Annotated in this window: 20 protein-coding genes and 1 other RNA gene; 16 read left to right on the plus strand and 5 right to left on the minus strand. The window is 37.4% G+C overall.

The window, feature by feature from the left end:
• Nucleotides 1–3 precede the first annotated feature (3 nt).
• Nucleotides 4–2,205, minus strand: a complete 2,202-nt coding sequence (locus EYS08_RS18420; RefSeq protein ID WP_131031492.1) for a peptidase domain-containing ABC transporter — start codon at nt 2,203–2,205, stop codon at nt 4–6.
• 90 nt (nt 2,206–2,295) lie between these two features.
• Here EYS08_RS18420 and EYS08_RS18425 point away from each other — a divergent pair, with 90 nt between their 5' ends.
• From EYS08_RS18425 to EYS08_RS18440, 4 genes are read left to right on the plus strand one after another with little or no spacing between them, the layout of a single operon-like run.
• The gene (locus EYS08_RS18425; RefSeq protein WP_131031493.1) at nt 2,296–3,741 is read left to right on the plus strand and encodes a DUF3526 domain-containing protein; all 1,446 of its coding nucleotides are present in this window, start codon (nt 2,296–2,298) and stop codon (nt 3,739–3,741) included.
• On the plus strand, nt 3,734–5,152 hold the full coding sequence (locus EYS08_RS18430; RefSeq protein ID WP_131031494.1) for a DUF3526 domain-containing protein: 1,419 nt from the start codon (nt 3,734–3,736) through the stop codon (nt 5,150–5,152). Before EYS08_RS18425 ends, EYS08_RS18430 begins: the two co-directional genes overlap by 8 nt.
• A gap of 33 nt (nt 5,153–5,185) precedes the next feature.
• Nucleotides 5,186–7,441 (plus strand): TonB-dependent siderophore receptor, encoded by a 2,256-nt coding sequence (locus EYS08_RS18435; protein ID WP_131031495.1) that lies wholly within the window; start codon nt 5,186–5,188, stop codon nt 7,439–7,441.
• A gap of 15 nt (nt 7,442–7,456) precedes the next feature.
• Nucleotides 7,457–8,152: an ABC transporter ATP-binding protein gene (locus EYS08_RS18440; RefSeq protein ID WP_131031496.1), complete on the plus strand. Its 696-nt coding sequence runs from the start codon at nt 7,457–7,459 to the stop codon at nt 8,150–8,152.
• Nucleotides 8,153–8,260: 108 nt separating this feature from the next.
• Here EYS08_RS18440 and lysA read toward each other — a convergent pair whose 3' ends face one another.
• Both lysA and EYS08_RS18450 read right to left on the minus strand, forming a co-directional pair.
• Nucleotides 8,261–9,430 (minus strand): diaminopimelate decarboxylase, encoded by a 1,170-nt coding sequence (gene lysA / locus EYS08_RS18445; RefSeq protein WP_131031497.1) that lies wholly within the window; start codon nt 9,428–9,430, stop codon nt 8,261–8,263.
• Nucleotides 9,431–9,748: 318 nt separating this feature from the next.
• Nucleotides 9,749–11,062, minus strand: coding sequence for an aspartate kinase (locus EYS08_RS18450; RefSeq protein ID WP_131031498.1), 1,314 nt, complete (start codon nt 11,060–11,062; stop codon nt 9,749–9,751).
• Nucleotides 11,063–11,332: 270 nt separating this feature from the next.
• Between EYS08_RS18450 and EYS08_RS18455 the strand changes: the two genes are divergently transcribed.
• Entirely contained in the window at nt 11,333–13,069 is a 1,737-nt protein-coding gene (locus EYS08_RS18455) for a phospho-sugar mutase (RefSeq protein ID WP_131031499.1), read from the plus strand.
• 168 nt (nt 13,070–13,237) lie between these two features.
• Here EYS08_RS18455 and EYS08_RS18460 read toward each other — a convergent pair whose 3' ends face one another.
• Nucleotides 13,238–13,972 (minus strand): beta propeller repeat protein, encoded by a 735-nt coding sequence (locus tag EYS08_RS18460; RefSeq protein ID WP_131031500.1) that lies wholly within the window; start codon nt 13,970–13,972, stop codon nt 13,238–13,240.
• A 206-nt stretch (nt 13,973–14,178) separates the two neighbouring features.
• On the opposite strand from EYS08_RS18460, the gene EYS08_RS18465 reads away from it, so the two are divergent.
• The 11 genes from EYS08_RS18465 to rnpB all read left to right on the plus strand — a co-directional run bounded on the left by EYS08_RS18465 (nt 14,179) and on the right by rnpB (nt 20,762).
• The gene (locus tag EYS08_RS18465) at nt 14,179–14,388 is read left to right on the plus strand and encodes a hypothetical protein (RefSeq protein WP_131031501.1); all 210 of its coding nucleotides are present in this window, start codon (nt 14,179–14,181) and stop codon (nt 14,386–14,388) included.
• The gene (locus EYS08_RS18470) at nt 14,376–14,762 is read left to right on the plus strand and encodes a type II toxin-antitoxin system VapC family toxin (protein WP_208745899.1); all 387 of its coding nucleotides are present in this window, start codon (nt 14,376–14,378) and stop codon (nt 14,760–14,762) included. Before EYS08_RS18465 ends, EYS08_RS18470 begins: the two co-directional genes overlap by 13 nt.
• A 175-nt stretch (nt 14,763–14,937) precedes the next feature.
• Nucleotides 14,938–15,222 carry a hypothetical protein gene (locus EYS08_RS18475; RefSeq protein WP_131031502.1) on the plus strand — a complete coding sequence of 95 codons (285 nt, stop codon included), beginning with the start codon at nt 14,938–14,940 and terminating at the stop codon, nt 15,220–15,222.
• Between the two features lie 204 nt (nt 15,223–15,426).
• On the plus strand, nt 15,427–16,197 hold the full coding sequence (locus EYS08_RS18480) for an MbnP family protein (RefSeq protein WP_131031503.1): 771 nt from the start codon (nt 15,427–15,429) through the stop codon (nt 16,195–16,197).
• A 27-nt stretch (nt 16,198–16,224) separates the two neighbouring features.
• Nucleotides 16,225–17,235 carry a cytochrome-c peroxidase gene (locus EYS08_RS18485; protein ID WP_244215997.1) on the plus strand — a complete coding sequence of 337 codons (1,011 nt, stop codon included), beginning with the start codon at nt 16,225–16,227 and terminating at the stop codon, nt 17,233–17,235.
• A gap of 25 nt (nt 17,236–17,260) precedes the next feature.
• Entirely contained in the window at nt 17,261–18,175 is a 915-nt protein-coding gene (locus tag EYS08_RS26360; RefSeq protein WP_244215998.1) for a transporter, read from the plus strand.
• 10 nt (nt 18,176–18,185) lie between these two features.
• Nucleotides 18,186–18,617 (plus strand): hypothetical protein, encoded by a 432-nt coding sequence (locus EYS08_RS18495; RefSeq protein WP_131031504.1) that lies wholly within the window; start codon nt 18,186–18,188, stop codon nt 18,615–18,617.
• 110 nt (nt 18,618–18,727) lie between these two features.
• On the plus strand, nt 18,728–18,988 hold the full coding sequence (locus EYS08_RS18500; protein ID WP_131031505.1) for a YHS domain-containing protein: 261 nt from the start codon (nt 18,728–18,730) through the stop codon (nt 18,986–18,988).
• 64 nt (nt 18,989–19,052) lie between these two features.
• The gene (locus tag EYS08_RS18505) at nt 19,053–19,703 is read left to right on the plus strand and encodes an SCO family protein (RefSeq protein ID WP_131031506.1); all 651 of its coding nucleotides are present in this window, start codon (nt 19,053–19,055) and stop codon (nt 19,701–19,703) included.
• Between the two features lie 161 nt (nt 19,704–19,864).
• A complete protein-coding gene (locus EYS08_RS18510; protein WP_131031507.1) occupies nt 19,865–20,287 on the plus strand; it encodes a c-type cytochrome in 423 nt (140 codons plus the stop codon).
• 93 nt (nt 20,288–20,380) lie between these two features.
• Nucleotides 20,381–20,762, plus strand: an RNA gene (rnpB, locus tag EYS08_RS18515) — RNase P RNA component class A.
• Here rnpB and EYS08_RS18520 read toward each other — a convergent pair.
• Complete coding sequence (locus EYS08_RS18520; protein ID WP_131031508.1) at nt 20,763–21,641, minus strand: polyphosphate kinase 2 family protein; 879 nt, start codon at nt 21,639–21,641, stop codon at nt 20,763–20,765.
• Nucleotides 21,642–21,673: the final 32 nt, after the last annotated feature.

Consider the following 21,673-nt stretch of genomic DNA (forward strand, 5'->3'; position numbering starts at 1 on the left):
TTTTTATTTACCGAGTTCGAGTTGATTTTTGATTAGGTTATAATAGCTCCCTTTATTTAGCAATAAGGTTTCATGCGTACCACACTCCCTAATTTCGCCCTGGTGCAATACTATAATCTGATCGGCATGTTTAACGGTACTTAACCGGTGGGCGACAATCAGCACCGTTTTGCCATTAAAAAAAGTATTTAGGTTATTCACTATAGACCGTTCATTCTGCGCATCAAGTGCATTGGTGGCCTCATCCAGAAAGACATAATCCGGATTCCGATAAATCATCCTGGCGATTAGAAGACGCTGTTTCTGTCCTTCGCTAAGTCCATAACCATCTCTTCCAACCACAGTATCGTAACCAAAAGGCATCGACGAGAAAAAATCGTGCATATTGGCCATTTTTGCAGCTTCATAGAGGCGTTCGAAATCTTTAAGCGCTGCGCCGGCAAAAATATTATTGGCGATAGAATCCATAAAAACATAACCATCCTGCATTACAACGCCACAATGTTTCCGCCACGATTTGGCATTCACCTGCCTGAGGTTTTGCTCACCAATAGCAATTTCTCCACCACTAAGGGTATAAAACTTCAATAATAACTTAATAAGGGTCGTTTTACCACTACCGCTTGTCCCTACAATTGCGGTAACTTTTCCAGCTGGGATGAACAGATCGATATCTTTTAAAACATAAGGAGAATGCTTACTTCCATATTTAAAGGAAACTTTGTTTAAGGAGATATCAACAGGCCCTACATTTTTTATTGGCTCTTTTACCTCCAGATCTTCGTCCTCTTCCTGTTGCACTTCATCCATCCGCATTAAACTAAACTTGGTGTTTTGTGATACCCTCGAAAACTCTACCAATTGATTTACAGGTGCATTCAGCTGTCCGCAAACGTAAGTAACCGCCAGCATGCCACCCAGCGTAATCTGATCATTGATAACCAACATGGCTGCTGCATAAGTGATCAATACATTTTTAACTTCATTAATAAATGAACCTACCCCTTGCATGCGCTGATCGAGCTGAAGTGCTTCGAGTTTCAGGTCAAATGATTGATCCTGTAGGCTTTCCCATAGTTCCTTTTTATCTTCTTCACTACCCGTGAGTTTAATTTCCTGCATGGCATAAAAAATCTCCAGTAGCAATTGCTGGTTTGCAGACAGTACTTTAAACTTCTTTTGATCAATGATTTTGCGCTTCTGTTGAAAAGAATTAGACCAAAGGATACTGATTGCCGCACCGATGATGAAAATCAGAAATATTTGCCAATTGTAGTAGAAGAGTACACCACCGAGCACCAATAAAGTGATAGCGGAAAGGATAAAATTGATGAGAAAATTAGTCAAAAATTCTTCTATCCGCTGGTTATCATTTACCCTTTGCATGTTGTCGCCGGCCTGGCGGTTATCAAAGAAAGAAAACGGGAGTTTCATCAATTTGGCCAGAAAATCTTTGAGCATCCTAATGCTGGTTCTGGCACCTATGCGGAACAAAACCCTGGCACGCATAAAATCCATCAACATCCGACCCGAAAAAAGCATTAACTGACCAAAGCAAATCAACAAGAGTAAATTGGTATTTTTTGCATTAATCCCTTTATCAACCACCATTTGGGTAAGTAGTGGAATGACCAAAGAAAAACCACTGGCCAAAAGCAAACTCACCAGGATGGGTAGCCAGCCTTTTTGATGCATTTTTAGATAAGGCAATAAAGACCACAGGGAAGTTTTATGCTCATGGGGCTCTTTCAAATCTTTAAAAGCCCGATCTGGCTGGAGCAGCAAAACCCTGCCTGTTTTCTTTTCCGCATTGACTACCCAGGCAGCTAAAAAATCTTCGATACGCAGTTTTATTTTACCGTTTAAAGCCGGATCGGCCAGATACACATGCTGATCATTTACTTCATACAATACTACATAATGTTCTTTTTGCCAATGTAATATGCATGGCAACGGAACATTTTCTAATTTATTGAAGGGCAATTCTGCTGCGAGTGTTTTAAAACCCAGATGATCTGCAGCATCAATCAGATCGAGCATGGTTGTTCCTTGCTTTCCAATCTCACATAACTTTCTTAAATACTGCATGGAAAGATTTTTACCGTGATGGGCTGCAACCATTTTTAAACAAACCGGACCGCAATCCATGGCATCGGGCTGCTTATAAAACGGATACTTATTTCTACGGATAAAATCTTTTAACATGAAGAAAAGAAAATTAGTAAATGCAATACAGTTGCAAATATGTAAAATATAATGCAACTTTGATGCATTACATAAAACATAAAATTTCAAATGAAAATGGAGGGTTTTGCCGCTTGGCAGATGCTGATCAAAAAAGAATTATTACTGAGTTACCGGAACAAAACTATTCTGATTTCAGCGGTTATAATATGGTTGTTATTTATTGTCGCTACTGTATGTACCTTCTTAAATTACAATACTAGCCATAAACAGCGATTGGCTGCCAATGCCCTATTCAGGCAACAATGGGAACACCAACAGCGCAATCCGCATGATGCAGCCCATTTTGGCACTTACCTGTTCAAACCTCTTAACCTCCTCAATGTTTTTGATACAGGCATTAACGATTATACAGGTAATACTTACCGTATAGAAGCTCATATACAGCATGAAATCAGCAATAATGAAGCTGAGAACAATGATACAGCCATGCGTTTTGGCAACCTCAGCTTTGCGCTTATTTTACAGTTGTTAGTCCCTTTGTTTCTTTTGTTCATCACTTCTACAAGCATTACCAGCGAAAAAGAGAACGGTACCCTTAAAATGCTTTTGGCCCAGGGCTTAAATAACCGCAAAATTATTTGGGCAAAGGTTTGGGCCAATTACCTACTTATCGTATTGATTATACTTCCTGTTTTTACAACTATGGTCACGGCTGTTTTATACTCAGGCGATATGGCTTTGCTTTTAACCAAACTTTTGTGGCTCCTCATTACCTACTTATTGTATTACTTGCTGATAGCTTTATTAGGTGTTATCATTTCAGCGGCCAGTAATTATTCAGGAAAAGCGTTGTTAAGTGCTTTATGTTTCTGGATTTTCATGAGCATTATTTTCCCTAAAATAATAACTGGTATGGCCAATCGCAGTTATCCGCTAATGTCGCGGGCTGCTTTTAGTGATTTAGTGGAACAGGGTTATAGAAAGGGATTAAATGGAAAAGATCCTTATGCCGCCCGTGGCGAACGTTATATCAATAGTTTACTGAAAAAGTATCATGTAGATAGCGTTGAGGCATTACATTTTAATATAGATGGTTTAACACTTCAGTTTAATGAAGATTACCGCACCAAGGCCTTTAACCATTATTTTAAAGAAGTTGAAAACAGTTTTGATCAACAACAGCTTTTTTTAAGCCTGTCGGGTGTTTTCGATCCTTTTTTATCCACTAAACGCCTCTCGATGGCGTTGGCAGGCTCAGATTTTTATCATCATGAACAATTCTTTAAACAAGCACAGGCTTACCGAAACCAGCTCATTAAGAAACTGAATATGCAACTGGCCGTACATGGTAAGTATTTTAAAGGTGACTATATCGTCGGACCTAAATATTTCGGCCAGCTTAAAGATTTTAAGTATCATTTACCTCCACTTGAGCGGGTATTACAGCTAGAAAAAATCGCCATTTTTTCTTTAACCGGATGGATTTTAATACTCATTCTTTTACTTCAGTTTATTGCTTCACGTTCTTTAGCCCTTAACCATACATATGTTTAAAACCATATTTTTATTTGAACTGAGGCTATTAGCCAGGCAAAAATTTATGTTTGTCTTAATCGGTTTTTTCTTCGTAGCCGGGCTTTATAGCGTTTTTGATGGCTACCGTTTTACTCAAAAACAATTATTAGCGATTGATAGCCTCCAGCACGGATATCAAAAAAAGTACCAGGAAGCTGTAGCCAGTTTTTCTGCTGATACAACTACTACAGCAGGAAAAACCTTGTTTAATCAAGCTGGGATACCTGCGGTAATTGAATATAAAAACCCCTTATATGCCATCCATAAGCCTCATTCAATAAGCATCTTATCTATTGGACAAAGAGATTTAACACCTTATTATGATGTGATTACGCGTAAACGCAATTTTGTACAGGGAACAAATGCAGAAATATCCAATCCTGAACTGCTTGCGTCGGGCAATTTCGATCTTGCTTATGTGATTATCTATTTGCTTCCTTTACTTGCCATCGCTTTAACCTACAATACCTTATCGAAGGAAAAAGAACAACAAACGGATAAATTACTCTCCTTACAAGGTACGCATTTTGGCAGGATTATAAGTTATAAACTGGTTTTTAGGTTTATGTTGATTGGCATAATGGCCTGGCTGCTCAGTATAATCGGTTTTATCAGTTCGGCATTTCTGATTTCTTTTGATCCAACAGCTGCTATATTATGGCTGCTTAGTATCAGCGCTTATCTTTTCTTTTGGTTTGCCATTATTTTTTTCATCGTCAGATTGAGTCAAAGTTCCGTACACAATGCCCTCTATCTGCTTGGTTTGTGGTGTTTTTTCTTGCTGCTGTTACCCGCTTTGTGCAATGCCATAGTGCGCTTGTATCATCCAATTCCTTTAAAAACCGATACTGCCGTTGCATTAAGAGAAAATAGCGAAGCCGTTTGGGCATTGCCACGTAAACTCCTTATCGATACCTTTTACTTAAACAACCCGAAATACCGCCATTTAAGGACACCATCAGACACGAGCGAAAACAGCAATAAACGTTTTGCGGCTTATTATGATCTTTTGGGCCGACGCATGACACAGGTTGTTAAAAATTACAATCAATATCCTAAAAAACAAAATGCTGCAGCGAATAGCATAAGCTGGATTAACCCAGCAACTAAAACACAATATATACTAAATGGAATTGCTGAAACCGGATTGAAAGACTACCTCTCTTATCAAGATCAGGTAAATGCTTTTCAAAAGACCTGGGTAGATTTTATGAGTGACTATATTATATCAGATAAAAAACTAAGCTTAAATGATTTAAAAAACCTACCTGAATTTAAACTTAAACCAGAAGCAAATAAAAATCAGCATATTTTACTGGGTATTTTATACCTATTTGGCATCAGTTTCTACATCATCTTTCTCGCTATAAAATTCCGCATTAAAATTTAACTCAAACAATCATACGTCAATCACACACAAAAAATGAATAAAAAATTTTACCTCATCTTATTTTTATTGATTTCGATACAACAGGTTTATGCCCAGCACGAAAAGCGGAGCAGATCTGTACAGGATTCTACTGCCAAAGTACGTCAGCTTAATGAAGTCCGTATTGATGGTCAGAAGGCAATCAAACTACAAAAAGACACTTTGTCCAATAGTTTGAGGATTCAGATTCCGTTATTACAGCTGCCACAGAATATCATCAGCATCTCTTCTGCCCTAATACAGCAACAAGGTGGATTACAATTAAAAGATATGGCCAGAAATGCCAGTGGGGTATATTTTGGATACAACAGTTCGCCTTTCGATAATTCTGCATCGATAAAAGTGAGGGGGTTTAATGCTGCAACCACCATTAATGGAATGCCAAACCGATTGGTTTTGGGCGCAACGCTAGATGATGAGGCTATCATCGAAAACCTTGAATTTATTAAAGGACCAGCAGGGTTTATCAGTGCATTGGGCGAGCCCGGAGGAACGCTGAATATTGTAACCAAATCGCCAAAGGAAAAATTGTTAAATGTACAGGTTACGGGTGGCAATTATAACCTTTTCCGGGCTACTGCTGATATTGGGAGCGCATTAAAAAGCAAAGGCTTTTCTTATCGATTAAATACAGCTTTTCAGCATCAGAATTCTTACCTCAATTACATGAAAACCACCAAATATGTAATTGCTCCAGTGCTACAATACAATTTTAGTCCACGCACTTATTTAATTGCCGAATACAATTACATCCGTGGGGAAGTTAAAAATGGTTCTTCTATCAATAAATTACGTCAGGATAAAGATGTATTGCAAGATCCCATCAGCTTAAATTTCAGTGCCGGTATTGGGTTGCCTTTAAGTGTTTCACAAACACATACCTTTAGGTTTAATGCGGTTCATAGATTTAATGATAACTGGCAGATTACCTCCCAATCGAACTTTGTTAAGGCACCTGCCAATCAATGGTACATGGTATCGGCAAATAACCGGACTTCGATCAGTTTTAACGATCAGGGTAAAACGAACCGTATTGCGAGCAACTCAAATATATTGGGTGAAACCTACAACACCAACTTATTTTTGTCGGGTAAATTTAAGACAGGTTCCCTCAAACATATTTTGTTAATCGGAAGCGATTATACCACAGGAAAGGATTCTCTATCTACCTATTATGGAAGCAGCTCATTTGCTTTCGAACGGAGTAATCCAAATTTTTATGTAGATCCAAATACGGTAAGCGTTACCAAAAGATCAATCAGACAGGAAAACCATATTCATTATTCTGCAGCGTATGTTTACGACAATGTAACGCTCGATAATTTTTTGCTGACGATTGGTGCACGTTATACGGATTACCGTAACCGGAATATTTTAACCACTACAAAAGGTCCACGTACACCGGATTATTACAAACAGCATGCATTTTCGCCAAGAGCTGCCCTAAGTTTTATGCCTGACTCTACATCTTCTATATACTTTCTGTTCGATCAATCATTTGTGCCTAAAACAGGTCAGGTAGTTACGGCTACTATTGATGGTCCTCAGAATGGACAAAAAACTGTTACCGAATCTAAATCTGTTGATCCTGAGCTCGGCAATAATTTTGAACTTGGCATTAAAAAGAACTGGTTTAAAGGTCGTTTGTTGACCACCATAAACGGTTTCCATACCGTAAAAAGAAATGTAGCGGCGAGAGATTTTAGAAGTTATGCGGCTTCTGCAGGGGCAATTGCCTATTACCTTCAATTAGGCGAGGTAGTAAGCAATGGTTTTGAAGTGGATGTAATTGGGAATATTACCGATCGCTTATCACTGATCATGAATTACACCTATGTGGATGCCAAAATATCCAAAGACAATAACCTTACCCCAACAGCCGACGATCCATCAATTGTGGGACAAAAGATGCCCGATGTACCTCAACAAGTGTTTAATACCTGGCTCCAATACAGTATTCCTTTAAACGGTTATAATAAAATTTCGATCAGCGCAGGGCAAACCACCATCACCAAACTTTCCGCAATCAGTCAAAAGGATACTTACCTGCCCAACTATACTAAATTTGATGCAGGTTTGAGTTTTAGCAATCCTAAGTATATATTTAGGCTAATTGCAGATAATTTAACCAATAAGCGTTATATGGCTTCAGGAGATATTACCACGGATTTTCCATACCCGGGGAATAATTACTTCTTTATCGAAGGCGAGCCCTTTACCGTCAGACTTTCATTAAGTGTAAAATTTTAATCTTTTTCTTTAATTATGCTAGAAGCCATTGGATTAACAAAAAAATACCAGGAACATATTGCCTTAAATAATTTAAATTTAAAGGTAGAGGCTGGGGAAGTATTTTGTTTGCTTGGACAGAACGGTGCGGGCAAAACCACTACTATAAATCTTTTTCTTGGTTTTACGGCAGCAAGCAGTGGTGAAGCAAAGGTAAATAACATAGTAGTTAGCCCAAACAACGAGCAAACTAAGCAGTTTTTAGCTTACATTCCAGAAGTGGTGATGCTTTATGGTCACCTGAGCAGTATAGAAAACCTCGATTTCTTTAGCCGTATTGCAGGTTATAAATATAAAATAAACGAACTTGAAGGATTTTTGCTTCAAGCAGGTTTACAGGCCGACGTCTTTCATAGAAGAGTTGGCAGTTACAGTAAAGGGATGCGGCAAAAAGTAGGGATAGCCATTGCGGTAGCTAAAAATGCCAAGGTTATTCTAATGGATGAACCAACAAGTGGCCTCGATCCTAAAGCTACAAATGAGTTTAGCGAAATTGTAAAACAGCTATCGCGGGATGGCCGCAGCGTTTTTATGGCTACTCATGATATTTTTAATGCGGTTAATGTAGGTACAAGAATAGGCATTATGCGTCAAGGCTCACTCATCCATACGCTTGATGCAAAGGATATTTCGGCTGTAGATCTACAGAAGTTATACTTGGAGACAATTTAAAATAGGATTCATCATTGCGAGGTATCAACTCCGGTCGTCACCCTGAATTTATTTCAGGGTCTTGATATACCAGATATTCAGTACTTCGCTATGACGAAATCCTTTATACTATATCTCGTAACTATAAACCGATCTTATTGCATCCCTTAAGTTATACTTCGAAGCCATCACCTCACCATAGGCACCAGCACTACGGATGGCAAAAATATCACCTCTGAACGACTCAGGTTGCTCTACTTCTTTACCAAAGCAATCTGTACTCTCGCAGATGGGCCCTACGATATCATATTTAACGACTTCGGATTTCGAACTCGTTACTCCAGACTGGCTAAGATTTTCGATTTTGTGATAGGCTTGATATAGGGCTGGGCGCATCAATTCAGTCATACCGGCATCTAAAACCACGAAGTTTTTCTTCTTTCCGTTTTTAATGTAAAGTACACGGGTAATCAATGAAGCCGATTGACCAACCAATGCCCTGCCCAATTCAAAATGTACTTCCTGACCAGGTTTAACAGTCAAAAATTCATTGAAAATCTTAAAATAAGATTCAAAGTCAGGAATCTGGTGATCAGGATTGTAATAATCGATGCCTAAGCCACCACCAACATTTAATACTTTTAGGCTAAAACCTTTATCTTCAAACCAGGCTGCAAATTCGTTTACACGCACACAAAGGTTTTTGTACACATCCAAATTGGTAATCTGCGAGCCAATATGAAAATGGATACCAATAAATCTCAGGTTTGGAGATGCCTTTAAAGTTTCTGCGCACTCTGGCAAATCCCAGGAGTTGATCCCAAATTTATTTTCGTCTAAACCAGTGGTAATGTTGTGGTGTGTATGTGCATCCACATTAGGGTTTATGCGAATAGCTACCTGAGCTCTTTTACCCTTTTTACCAGCAAGTTCATTTAGCACCTCTAATTCCTGGATAGATTCTACATTAAAGCAGAAAATATCAAGATCAAGGGCTTCGTTAATTTCTTTGTCAGATTTACCTACTCCGGCAAAAACGATTTTTTTGTTGTCAAAGCCTACTTCAACAGCTCTTCTCACCTCTCCTGCACTTACGCAATCTGCACCAAAACCAATTTCTTTAATCTGGTTTAACAGCACAGAATTAAAGTTTGCCTTTAGTGCATAGTGAATGTGAAATTGATACGGAGCCGCTGCATCTGCACAGGTGCGCAAGGTTTTTTGCAACAGATCGGTATCATAGTAGTAAAAAGGCGTTTCTATATTGTTAAACTTTGATATATCTTTATCGGCGAACATGTTCAAATTCCTTATTATAATTTTAATTTTATTCTTTGGGCTAATATATTTGGGCAACTACCTGGATTTAAAGCATGGAAGAATTACCCAGAAACAATACAATGGAAAAATCCGTTTTTTTATCGTGTTACTCTTCATTGTACTGTTCCTCTTATTTATCAAAAAATGAAGATAGCAGCCGCCATATTTATTATTCTTATTCTTTCTGCAGGATTGTATAACTCCTACAAAAAACATAAAAACGGTTTGCTACCGGCAAGCTTTCTGGCTTTTCACTTCCTTATCGGATTGCTGGTCATCATCGGCGCTTTTTTCCTCTTATTCGAATAGTCTATTGTGCAGGCTTCTTAAAGCTTCGGTTTTATACTCACTTAATATTAAAAGCGAAACGTTGTAATTGCTTCCGCCATAAGAAATCATACGGATCGGAATGTGTTTTAAACCTTCTAAAACCCTGCTGGCGAAACCATGTTTCTCCGAACCGAAATCGCCCACTACACACACAATGCTGTGGTTAGTATCTACTTCTACTGTTCCGAAACTTTCCAGTTCTTCAATAATCTGTGGCAAATGAGCTGTTTCATCAATTGTTAACGATACGGCAACCTCAGAAGTGGTAATCATATCGATCGGTGTTTTATAACGCTCAAAAACTTCAAAAACACGGCGTAAGAAACCATAAGCCAACAACATACGGCTCGATTGAATACGGATTGCCGTGATGCCATCTTTAGCGGCTATAGATTTAATTTTTCCTTTTTCGCTATTGTGTGTAATTAAAGTACCTGCAGCTGAAGGCTCCATCGTGTTTAACAAACGAACCGGAATTTTATATTTCTGAGCTGGGAAAACTGATTGGGGATGCAAAATCTTTGCACCAAAATAAGCTAACTCAGCTGCTTCATCAAAAGATAACTGTGCAATTGGTTTAGTGCCTTTAACAATACGTGGATCGTTGTTGTGCATGCCGTCAATATCCGTCCAGATTTGAACTTCTTCCGCCATAATTGCTGCACCTAATAATGATGCCGTATAATCACTACCACCGCGACGTAGATTATCTACCTCGCCAAAACTGTTGCGACAGATGTATCCTTGCGTAATGAATAATTTATTGTCTTTATGCTGCTCCAAAAGAGGCATTAAATGTTTCGTTGTAAAAGGAATATCAGGCTCGTTATCCTCATCCGTTTTCATGAAATCTAAAGCCGGCAATAATACCGAGGGTACGCCGATAGATTTTAAATAAATATGGTACAAAGTTGTAGATAACAATTCACCTTGGGCCAACACAACTTTCTCTTCAATTGGAGTAAAAATATCGTTCGCTAAGCCAGCTAAGAAACCAAAGTGATAATTGATCACTTCATTGCCCTGCTCTTGAAATTCGGCAGCAGGCAACAATTCAACAACAAAAGCTTTATATTTCTGGTATAGATTTTCCACACACTCGCTTCCCTTCTTCTTATCTCCAGCTAAAAAATAATTTGCAATTTCTACTAAACTATTTGTAGTACCAGACACGGCTGATAATACTACAATCTGCTCTTCATTTGGATTAACGATATCCAACAACTTCGTCATGCGCTCAGGACTACCTACTGAAGTACCCCCAAATTTTAATATTTTCATTTACTTGCTTATTGTTTTTAACGGTAATGAAGCTATCATAATTTATTTATTTACTTTTGGCTATAGAAAATTATGATGGTTTCAATTTTAAATACTAGAATATGTAATTTTCTTTATTATTGTATCGGGGCGTGAAATTAAACAAAAGCAGCTTAAAAGCAACACCCTCAACAAAATAAAATTTGGATGGGCTGAAATAAATGCGTTTCAACCAAACATCATTCAATAAAATTTGTTCAACACCAGATATTAAATTTAAAAAACAGCTCAATGCAGGCAATTGACCAATCAACACAAGCCACAATTAATCAGTGGTTAAGTGGAAATTATGATGAAAATACCAAGGCAGAAATACAGGCCCTTGTAGATAAAGATGCAACTACCGAATTAACAGATGCATTTTATAGGAGTTTAGAGTTTGGAACTGGTGGCCTACGTGGCATTATGGGGGCCGGTTCTAACCGGATCAACAAATACACTATTGGAACGGCTACCCAAGGATTGGCTAATTATTTAAACAACAAGTACCCTCACGAAAAAATCAAGGTTGCCATTGCCCACGATAGTCGCAATAACTCTGATTATTTCGCTAAAATTACAGCAGATGTATTCTCTGCAAACGGCATCCACGTTTATTTTTTCTCTGCATTAAGGCCAACACCTGAACTTTCTTTCGCTGTGCGCCATTTTGGTTGCAAAAGCGGTGTAATGTTAACTGCCTCGCATAACCCTAAAGAATATAACGGTTATAAGGCCTATGGTGCAGATGGTGGTCAATTTACTTCTCCTGATGATAAATTGGTGATTGATGAAGTAAATAAGATTAAAAGTATCGACGAAGTTAAGTTCGACCGTGTTGAGGCGAATATCGAACTGATTGGAGAAGATGTAGACAAACTGTATTTAGATGGAATCACTGCACTTTCTATTTCTCCAGAAGCCATTAAAAGACAGCACGATTTAAAAATTGTATATTCTCCTATCCACGGAACTGGAATTACCCTGGTACCAAAAGCTTTGGCTCAGTTTGGTTTTACAAACGTAATCCTGGTTGAAGAACAAAGCACACCAGACGGAAATTTCCCTACCGTAGTGTATCCAAATCCAGAGGAAAAAGATGCATTGACTTTAGCAATGAACAAAGCAAAGGAAATTGATGCTGATTTAGTTTTGGCTACCGATCCTGATGCTGACCGTGTAGGTATTGCAGTAAAAGATAATAATGACGAATGGGTACTACTTAACGGTAACCAAACTGGTAGTTTATTAATCAATTACCTGTTATCAGCCTGGCAAGACAGCGGCAAATTAGATGGCAATCAGTTTATTGTAAAAACTATTGTAACCTCTAACCTGATCGAAGAAATTGCCAAAAAGAAAAATGTAACCTACTACAATACCTTAACAGGATTTAAATACATCGGTCAATTAATGACGGAGTTAGAAGGTAAAAAATACTTTATCGGTGGTGGTGAAGAAAGTTACGGCTACTTAATCGGCGATTTAGTTCGTGATAAAGATGCGGTAGTTTCTGCGGCTTTTATCTCTGAAATGACTGCTTACTATAAAGATAAGGGTGCAAGTTTATACAATGCATTGTTAGATATGTATGTAGAATATGGCCTTTACAAAGAAGACCTGGTTTCACTAACCAAAAAAGGCAAATCAGGTGCTGAAGAAATCAAAGCTATGATGGTTAAATTCAGAGAAACCCCCCCTGCAACATTGGGCGGCTCGAAAGTTTCAGTACTGAAAGATTATGAATTAAGTCAGGAAACTGATTTGGCAACCGGAAAAGTAACTAAACTGGATTACCCAACTTCTGATGTTTTACAGTTTATTACTGAAGATGGCAGTATTGTTTCTGCGCGTCCGAGTGGAACTGAGCCGAAAATTAAATTCTATTGCAGTGTAAATGCACCTTTAGCCGATAGAAAAGATTTTGACAAGGTTAACGCACAACTTGGTGATAAAATCAAAGCAGTAATGACCGATTTGCAGGCATAGTTTTATAATTTTAACCACAGATAATGAGGATTAACACAGATGAATGATTTTCATCTGTGTTTTTTTGTTTAGTTCCGTCACTCTGATCCGATAGCTATCGGATTTATTTGAGGGGCTCATTAGCATGAAAGATGCTGATAAATTCAGCATGACGATTATATTCTACTTTTAATCCATCAACTGCTTTACATTTTTTTTAGAAATATAAATAATAGCCGATTGACTTTTTTCGGAAGATAAATACTTACCCGTTTTTTTATCGTGAATACCTCTTCCGACAGAAACATAGAGTTTTCCAGATTTATCTACATGTACATTATTGATCTGGTTATCAAACGGAACCTGGAGTATTTTTGAAGTTCCATTTTTAAAAACCTGAATATCACTTTTTAGTACATAGCCAGACCATGGAGCTGAATTCTCATCAAAAGGCTCTATATTTTCTTTCAGCTTAATTTTAAGCAGGTTATTTACTGAAACAGTTGCAAATTCCTGAAATCTTTGCTCTGATATCCTAAATTTGCTGCACCAATCCCAAGTAAAACCCTTATCCAGACTGAAATACTGACTAAAGGTTGCCATTCTTAGATTATCATTCAGCAAACCATTAGATTGTAGTGCAAAAACGGTATCCTTAACCGACAGAAAACCATAAATAGGTTGATGATTCACCTTTGTTTTGAGCCAGGTTTTGCCCTTATCGGTCGTTTGATAGATCTCAGTAAGCGTAGATACCATTAAAGTATCATCAATGCTCCCGTAAACAGCGTGCGCTTCTTTCCCATCTGCAATTTCAATTCTCGTCCAGTTTGGATCGTTAAAGATTGGTGGTACAACCGGCACCTCTTTTTTGGCACATGAGGATAATACCATCATCAACGCGATAGTTTTAAATAATTTCATAGGTTTCATTTTTTGTGTAATGCAAGATAAATAAAAATCTGATTAACTAAAAAGACAGTTGAAATTATAGGATTTAGTCGCTGAAGAAGTGCGAATAATAAATTTTCTGTTTCCTTTGTAATTCTGTGGCAAAAACAAAATATCAGATGCTAAATCCGTCAATAAAAATAGATTGCGTATATTTACACCTATTAAAGAATAGACTTATGACTGAGATAATTTTAAAAGATAATGTAGAACAAAGCAAAATCGATGCGTTATTAGCTTTTCTAAAATCATCAGACATTGATGTTGAATTGAGAACCGTATCGTCAAAGAAATCAACTAAAACAACCAAATTTTCTTTATCTAAAGGCATTTGGAGTGACTACAGCATTAACTCAGAGGAACTTAGAGATAAAGCTTGGAAAAGGTAATGGTTTTATGTGATACAAACATTTTTATCGAAATTTATAAAGGCAATGATTTAATCATTGAAGTCTTTGAAAAAATTGGCCAAGATAATGTTGCTATTTCTGATGTTACTAGTGCAGAATTACTTTATGGAGCAAGAAATAAAAGAGAATTAAATCTGATCAGAAAAGATATAGATAAATTAATTGTTCTACCAATTTCTTCACCAATATCTACCCAAGCAGTAAAGCTGGTTGAACAGTTTTCTTTATCACATAATCTTAATCTGCCCGATGCTTTAATTGCATCTACATCAATATTTCATGATCTGGAACTTTATACCTTAAATCTTAAGGATTTTAAATTTCTGGAAAATTTCAAACTATACAAAGTTTAAACCTACCCTCTAGAAGTAAAAAATCTGCGTCTTTCTTATTTTTTCTTTGCTGCAACCAATTTCTTTAATACTTTTGCAGCGCAATACCATGTTCAAAAAAATCTTAATATATCTTGTCATTACATGCACCGTTAGCAACGGTTTCATGCAATTGGTGATCTATTCTGGTTATAAAATGAACAAAGAATACATCACCAGTGTATTTTGTATCAATAAAGAACATCCGGAACTGCATTGTGATGGGCAGTGTTTCTTAGCTAAAAAACTAAAAGAGCTTGAGGGTAAAAACAAACAGGCTCAGGAAAACCTGAAAAGAGTTGTAGAGGCTGAACCTCGTTTTCAGACAATAGCATTAAACCACCATCTTCCCTATTTCATTATCACTTCAGAAAATCTTTACATCGAAAAACCAGTTAAAGATCTTTCTATCTCTATTTTTCATCCACCGAAAACGGTTTAAGTCTTTTTTTATGTTTTTTTATGCGAAAGCTTATGCTATTGCAAAGTATGGCTATCTGTCATTCTGAGCGAAGCGAAGAATCTCATTTATAACAACCACTAGGCTGCCATTTTCTGTAATGTCAATTTCTGCTAAAATGCTAGAGATTCTTCATTGCATTCAGAATGACAGCAAATTAATTTTTACTTATCCAATTTTCTTAAAATGAAATTATCACAATACTTTTTGGCATTGTTATGCCCTATTATATTATTATCTTCTTGCAAAAAAAATACCGATGAAGTTGTCGCAGATACCAAATCTACTTTCTCTATTGAATTCGAAAATCAGGTAAATGGAAGTCCTTTGGTTTTAAACACCACAACTTACAAAAATGCCAAAGGCGAAGATTTTAAGATCAATGTATTTAAATACTACGTAAGCAACATTAAATTAAGCAAAGCCGATGGTACAACTTATCTCATTCCGGAAAGTTATTTCTTAATCGATGCTTCCAAATCAGAATCGACTAACATTACATTAAAAGATGTACCAACAGGTGATTATACCAAAATAGAATACACCATTGGCGTAGATTATGCCCGTAATTTTGCTGGAGCACAAACTGGTGCCCTAGATCCGATCAACGGCATGTTCTGGACCTGGAACAGTGGTTACATATTCGTTAAACTAGAGGGAACTTCACCGCAATCAATAGCAGCTGGAAATACACTTACTTTTCATATCGGTGGTGTTACCGATCCAAACAATACGATCAGAACATTCGCTACGGAGATTAATGCAGCAAATCCACTTCGCGTGAGAACAGATAGTAAACCAAATATGCACTTCATTGTAAATGCAGCTGCATTATTTACAGGTAAAACCGATGTGAGTTTTGCTACTTTGAATATAACCATGGGTGGGGCAAATTCTGTAATTGTAGCCAACAACTATGCAAATGGCTTATTTCGTTTAGATCACATTCATAACTAAATGTTAAGGAAAATAACTGTCTTCGCAATGCTTTTTTTAAGCATTGCGTTGATGTATGCCTGTAGCAAGAATGAAGATGAAGTAACGCCAGAGGAAAAGAAAATTACCTTTTCAGTTCCTGCCAACTTCCCTGCTCCGGTATACAATTTCGAAGACAATAAATTAAGCAATGCAGGTTTTGCGCTGGGTAAGAAATTATTTTACGAGGCCCGCTTATCTGCCGATAAAAGTGTTTCATGCGGAAGCTGTCATCAGCAATTTGCCGCTTTTACACAACTTGATCATAAAGTGAGTCATGGCGTAAATAATTGCCAGGGAAAACGGAATACACCTCCACTTTTTAATCTGGCCTGGCAAAAAGCGTTCTTTTGGGATGGTGGTGTAAAAAACATCGAAACTTCGCCACTAAACGCCATTACCGATGCATGCGAAATGGGTACTGATATACAAACAATCATTGCGTTCCTGAAAAACACGGCTCCATATCCCGAATTATTTAAACAGGCTTATGGTTCAACAGAAATCAATTCGCAACTGATTTTAAAGTCGATTGCACAATTTACGGCAGTACTGGTTTCAGGAAATTCGAAATACGATAAGGTAATGCGTAAAGAGAGTGGTATCTCTTTTACCTCTCCAGAATTGGCGGGTTACAATCTGTTCAAAGAAAAATGTGCATCCTGCCATGCAGCGCCATTTTTCACAGATTTTTCTTACCGCAGTAACGGATTAGATCTGGTAAGTACCGATGAAGGGCGTTCACACATTACCGGCGTAGCTTCAGACTTTGGAAAGTTCCGGGTACCCACCTTACGTAACATCGAATATACAAGCCCATACATGCACGATGGGCGCTTTTACAGCTTTGATGAGGTTTTGGAACATTATAATTCTGGCGTAAAAGCCTCAACAAATCTTGATGTACAATTGAAAAATGGCATCCCTTTAAATACCACAGAAAAAGAGCAGATCAAGGCTTTTTTAAAAACATTAACAGACAATGAATTTATCAAAAATACACTATACAGCGAGTCGTAAATTATTGATTTTAATTTTCATACTCATGAGCGGCCAGGTTTTTGCCTGCGATATCTGCGGTTGTTTTATGGGCATTACGCCTTATTACAACCGCAACAGCATCAGCGTTTTATACCGTTACCGTTCGTTTAGCGGCTACGAAGGACAATCGCATTCATTATTCCCGAGCGGAGGAAATTTCTTTATCCCAGCGCGAAGCCAGGATTCACCAATAACCAATCATGCTGGTAATCCAGGTGATTATGAACTTTACCGTTCTTTAGAAGTTAGAGGTAAATATTTCATTAACAGCAAACTGGAAATCAATGCCATTTTACCCTATGTATCCAATAGTGAGCGCTACAATGGATATACCTCCTCTATCTCTAACCTGGGTGATATTAATCTGTATGCAGGCTACCATCTCGTGCAAAAGCTTGAAGATAATTTTAAACAACAATTGATTGCCGGGGCCGGTATAAAATTGCCAACAGGCAAAAACGATTTCAAAAATACGGCTGGCATCCGTTATTCCTCACTAATGCAGGCCGGAACAGGAAGTACCGATGGCTTTGTATACCTGAACTACATGGTAGGTTTGGGCAAATTTGGGGCGAGCCTAAATACCTCTTACAAGGTTAACGGAACCAACAGCCGCGATGAAGGTATCGCTAATAGCACGACCAGTTTCCTGAATATTTTTTACACCCAAAGAGTTGGGAAAGATATTCAGATTATGCCATCAGCGCAGTTTTTTTATGAATATTCTGGCGGAGAAAAATACCAAGGCCAAAAAACAGGGGAACATGTCATGAATAACCTCATGGGCGGTGCAGGTGTAGATGTTTTTTATAAAAATGTGGCGCTAAATGCAGGTATTCAAAAGAATATCTGGGAAGCTGAAACCGATCACCCAATGAGTGCCGGAAAGGTTTATGTTGGAATCACTTATAATTTTTAAATCACAGCATATGAACAGATTAAACATTTTGTTGTTAAGCATAGCAACAGCACTTCTTTTTTCCTGTAAAACGGAGCCTGATTCGAAAGCGATACGCCAGGAAGTACTTAACATCCACGATAAATTAATGATTGATGGGGAAAAAGTAGTGAAGAATAAAATGAAATTAGATAAACTCTTGGTTTCAGATCAGATTAAACTTTCTTCAGATTCAGCTGTACAAAAACAAAAAATCAGTGATTTAATTACGCGGTTAAATGCAGCTGATGAAAAAATGATGGATTGGATGCATTTCTTTAAAGATGATTTTAAGGGAAAAACAGCTCAAGAAGATCTTAATTATTACAAATCTGAAATGGTTAAAATCAGGGCTGTGGAAGATAGTTATATCAAGGTGATGAGAGAATCAGATTCGTTGCTAAACGCATATCAAGTTAAATAAAACAGTCGGGAAGTCAGATGTCAGGAGTCCGAAGATATAGAAGCTTAACAATTTAAGTATCTAGACCTCGGTCTTCGAACATCCGGCCCTGGACTTTAAAAGAAATCAAAATGAAAAAATTAAATTTCGCAATAATCCTAATTGGATTAACATCCCTGTTATTAAAATCAAATGCGACACCGGTAATCAACGGATCAAAAACAAATCTGATCGATTCTGCAAAGAAAGCAACGGTAGATCCTGTTTGTAAAATGAAAGTAAGAGCCCAGACAGCTAAAACTACCGTTTATAATAAAATCATCTATACTTTTTGTTCGGAAAGCTGTAAACAGAAATTTATTGCAGAGCCAGCTAGATACATTAAAAAGTAACAATAGCATAATTAATTGTCTTCTGAAAAACAGAGGTCGTATATTTACATTTTAAAATAAAATCATGAATAAAATTACTGCTTACATCGCAACCTGTCTGCTAGTTGTTTCCATATTTACCGCTTGTAAACAAGAGAGAAAACTTCCCTTTTATGGCGAACGTCATGCCGAAACCGTTAAAGATGCAGCTGGAATAGAGAAAATTGATACCGTTTACCAAACTATTCCGAATTGGTCTTTCTTAAACCAGGATAGCATAGTAACAACGAACAAGGCAACAGATGGTAAAATCTACATTGCAGATTTTTTCTTTACTTCTTGTACCACCATCTGCCCTACCATGCACCGCAACCTAATGACGGTTTACAATGAATTTAAAACCAATCCGGATGTGATGTTTGTCTCGCACACCATCGATTTTAAATACGACAGACCGCATGTTTTAAAAAAATATGCTCAAAAACTAGGTGTAGACGGACCAAAATGGCAGTTTCTTTATGGCAGTAAAGACAGCGTATATACCCTGGCAGAAAAAAACTATTTAGTGGCTGTTGGCGAAGATAGTACAGCTAAAGATGGATATATCCATCAAGGATACCTGGTTTTAATCGATAAAGACAGGCGGATCCGCGGTGCTTATGATGGCACTAAAGAAGAGCAGGTAGAACAATTGAAAAAGGATATTCCCGTTTTATTGGCTGAGTACAAAAAGTAAAATTATTAGCCACGGAGACACGGATCTACACGGAATAAAAAGAATTTATTTCCAATGTAACCAAACTAGTTTTTTACGACAGATATATAGGATAAACACAGATAAATAGCTAAATCTGTGTTTATCTTTCCTTATCTGTGGTTAATTATTTACAAATCATCATGCGCAAGTACATTATCAATTCAATCTTTTTCCTTTTCATTATAGGCATCATTGTATCTTGCCAAAACCAGGAAACAATCGATCTACAGAATTACATGTCTAACGGAAAAGATATTTATAAAGCCAAGTGTCAGAATTGTCACGGCGAAAATGGTGAAGGATTGGGTGAGCTTGCACCTCCATTAACTGATTCGGTATTTTTAAAAACAAACAAAAACCGCTTAGCTTGTTTTATCAAAAACGGTGCAAATGAATTTTTGATCATCCATGGAAAAGAATACAAAGAAAAAATGCCCGCTTTCCCTGAACTGGCTGATATTGATGTAGCACAGGTAATGGTTTATATTACCAATTCGTTTGGCAATAAGCAGGGTTTTGTGCCTTACACTGAGGTTTCAAAAGATTTGCAGAATTGTAAATAAATATTTTTTTGTATTATGAAAATAGCAATGAATAAATATCATAATAATGATATTTTAGATACATTGTGCTTAAAAAACCCCATCTTTGCGCAAAATGCAGGTTGTTCTATCGCTGTCTTGGGTAAAATCGAGAGAGAGGAAAGTCCGGGCAACGCAGGGCATCTCGCTTTCTAACGGAAAGGGGTTCAGGATTGAAAACCTGAATTACGGATTAGTGCAACAGAAAATATACCGCTCTGGCTTATGTCGGAGTAAGGGTGAAAACGTGCGGTAAGAGCGCACGAGCATTATAGGCGACTGTAGTGGTTTGTAAACCCCGAGAGTTGAAAGACCAAATAGGCTAACGTACGTAGGGCTGCCCGTCCGATGTTAGTGGGTAGGTCGTTAGAGATAAACGGCAACGTTTATAGTGGATAAATGATAGAAATCCTGAGCAATCAGGAAACAGAACCCGGCTTATAGACCTGCATTTTTTTTATTCACTTAATAAAATACTTTTTGTTTCGTCGAGTTTGGCCACTTCTGCTTCACCCAAAACAGGAACCTTCAGGTCAAGACTTTTTAATTTATCTTCAATAATTTCACTTATTGCCAATCGGGCAAACCATTTTTTATCGGCAGGTATGATGTGCCAAGGCGATTCTGCCGTGCTTGTTTCATTAATTGCATCCTGATAGGCTTCCATGTATTTATCCCACAAAGCCCTTTCTTTAATATCGCCCGAAGAGAATTTCCAATTTTTAGCAGGATCATCTATCCGTTCTAAAAAGCGTTGTTTCTGTTCATCCCTGCTCACATTTAAAAAAAACTTTAAAATTACTGTTCCATTAGCGGTTAAATGCTCCTCAAAATTTTTAATACTTTTATAACGCTGCTGCCAAAAACCTTTATTGATTTTTTTTACATCATTAAAACCAGGGATATTTTCGCTTAAAACATATTCGGGATGCACCTTACAAACCAAAACGTTTTCGTAATGCGAACGGTTATGAATACCTATTCTGCCACGTTCTGGTAAAGCTTTATAATGCCTCCACAAAAAATCATGTTCATATTCTTCTGATGTTGGCACCTTAAAACTATACACCTGACATCCCTGCGGGTTTAGTCCGCTCATTACATGTTCGATTGCACTGTCTTTCCCTGCTGCATCCATCGCCTGAAAAATAATCAGAACGGAATGTTTTCCGGATGCATATAATCTCTCCTGTAAATGATTGAGTTCTATTTTCGAATTAACCAATGCATCTTTAGCTTTTTCTTTATTATAACCGCCAGTAAAATCAGTTTTATGGTTTTTTAAAGAAAATTTCTTATCGCCCTGTACAATTAATCCTTTAAATTCGTTTTTCATAATCATGTATTGTTTTTAGATAAATCGATGCA

It is taken from the genome of Pedobacter kyonggii, assembly GCF_004310665.1.
GTDB lineage: Bacteria > Bacteroidota > Bacteroidia > Sphingobacteriales > Sphingobacteriaceae > Pedobacter > Pedobacter kyonggii.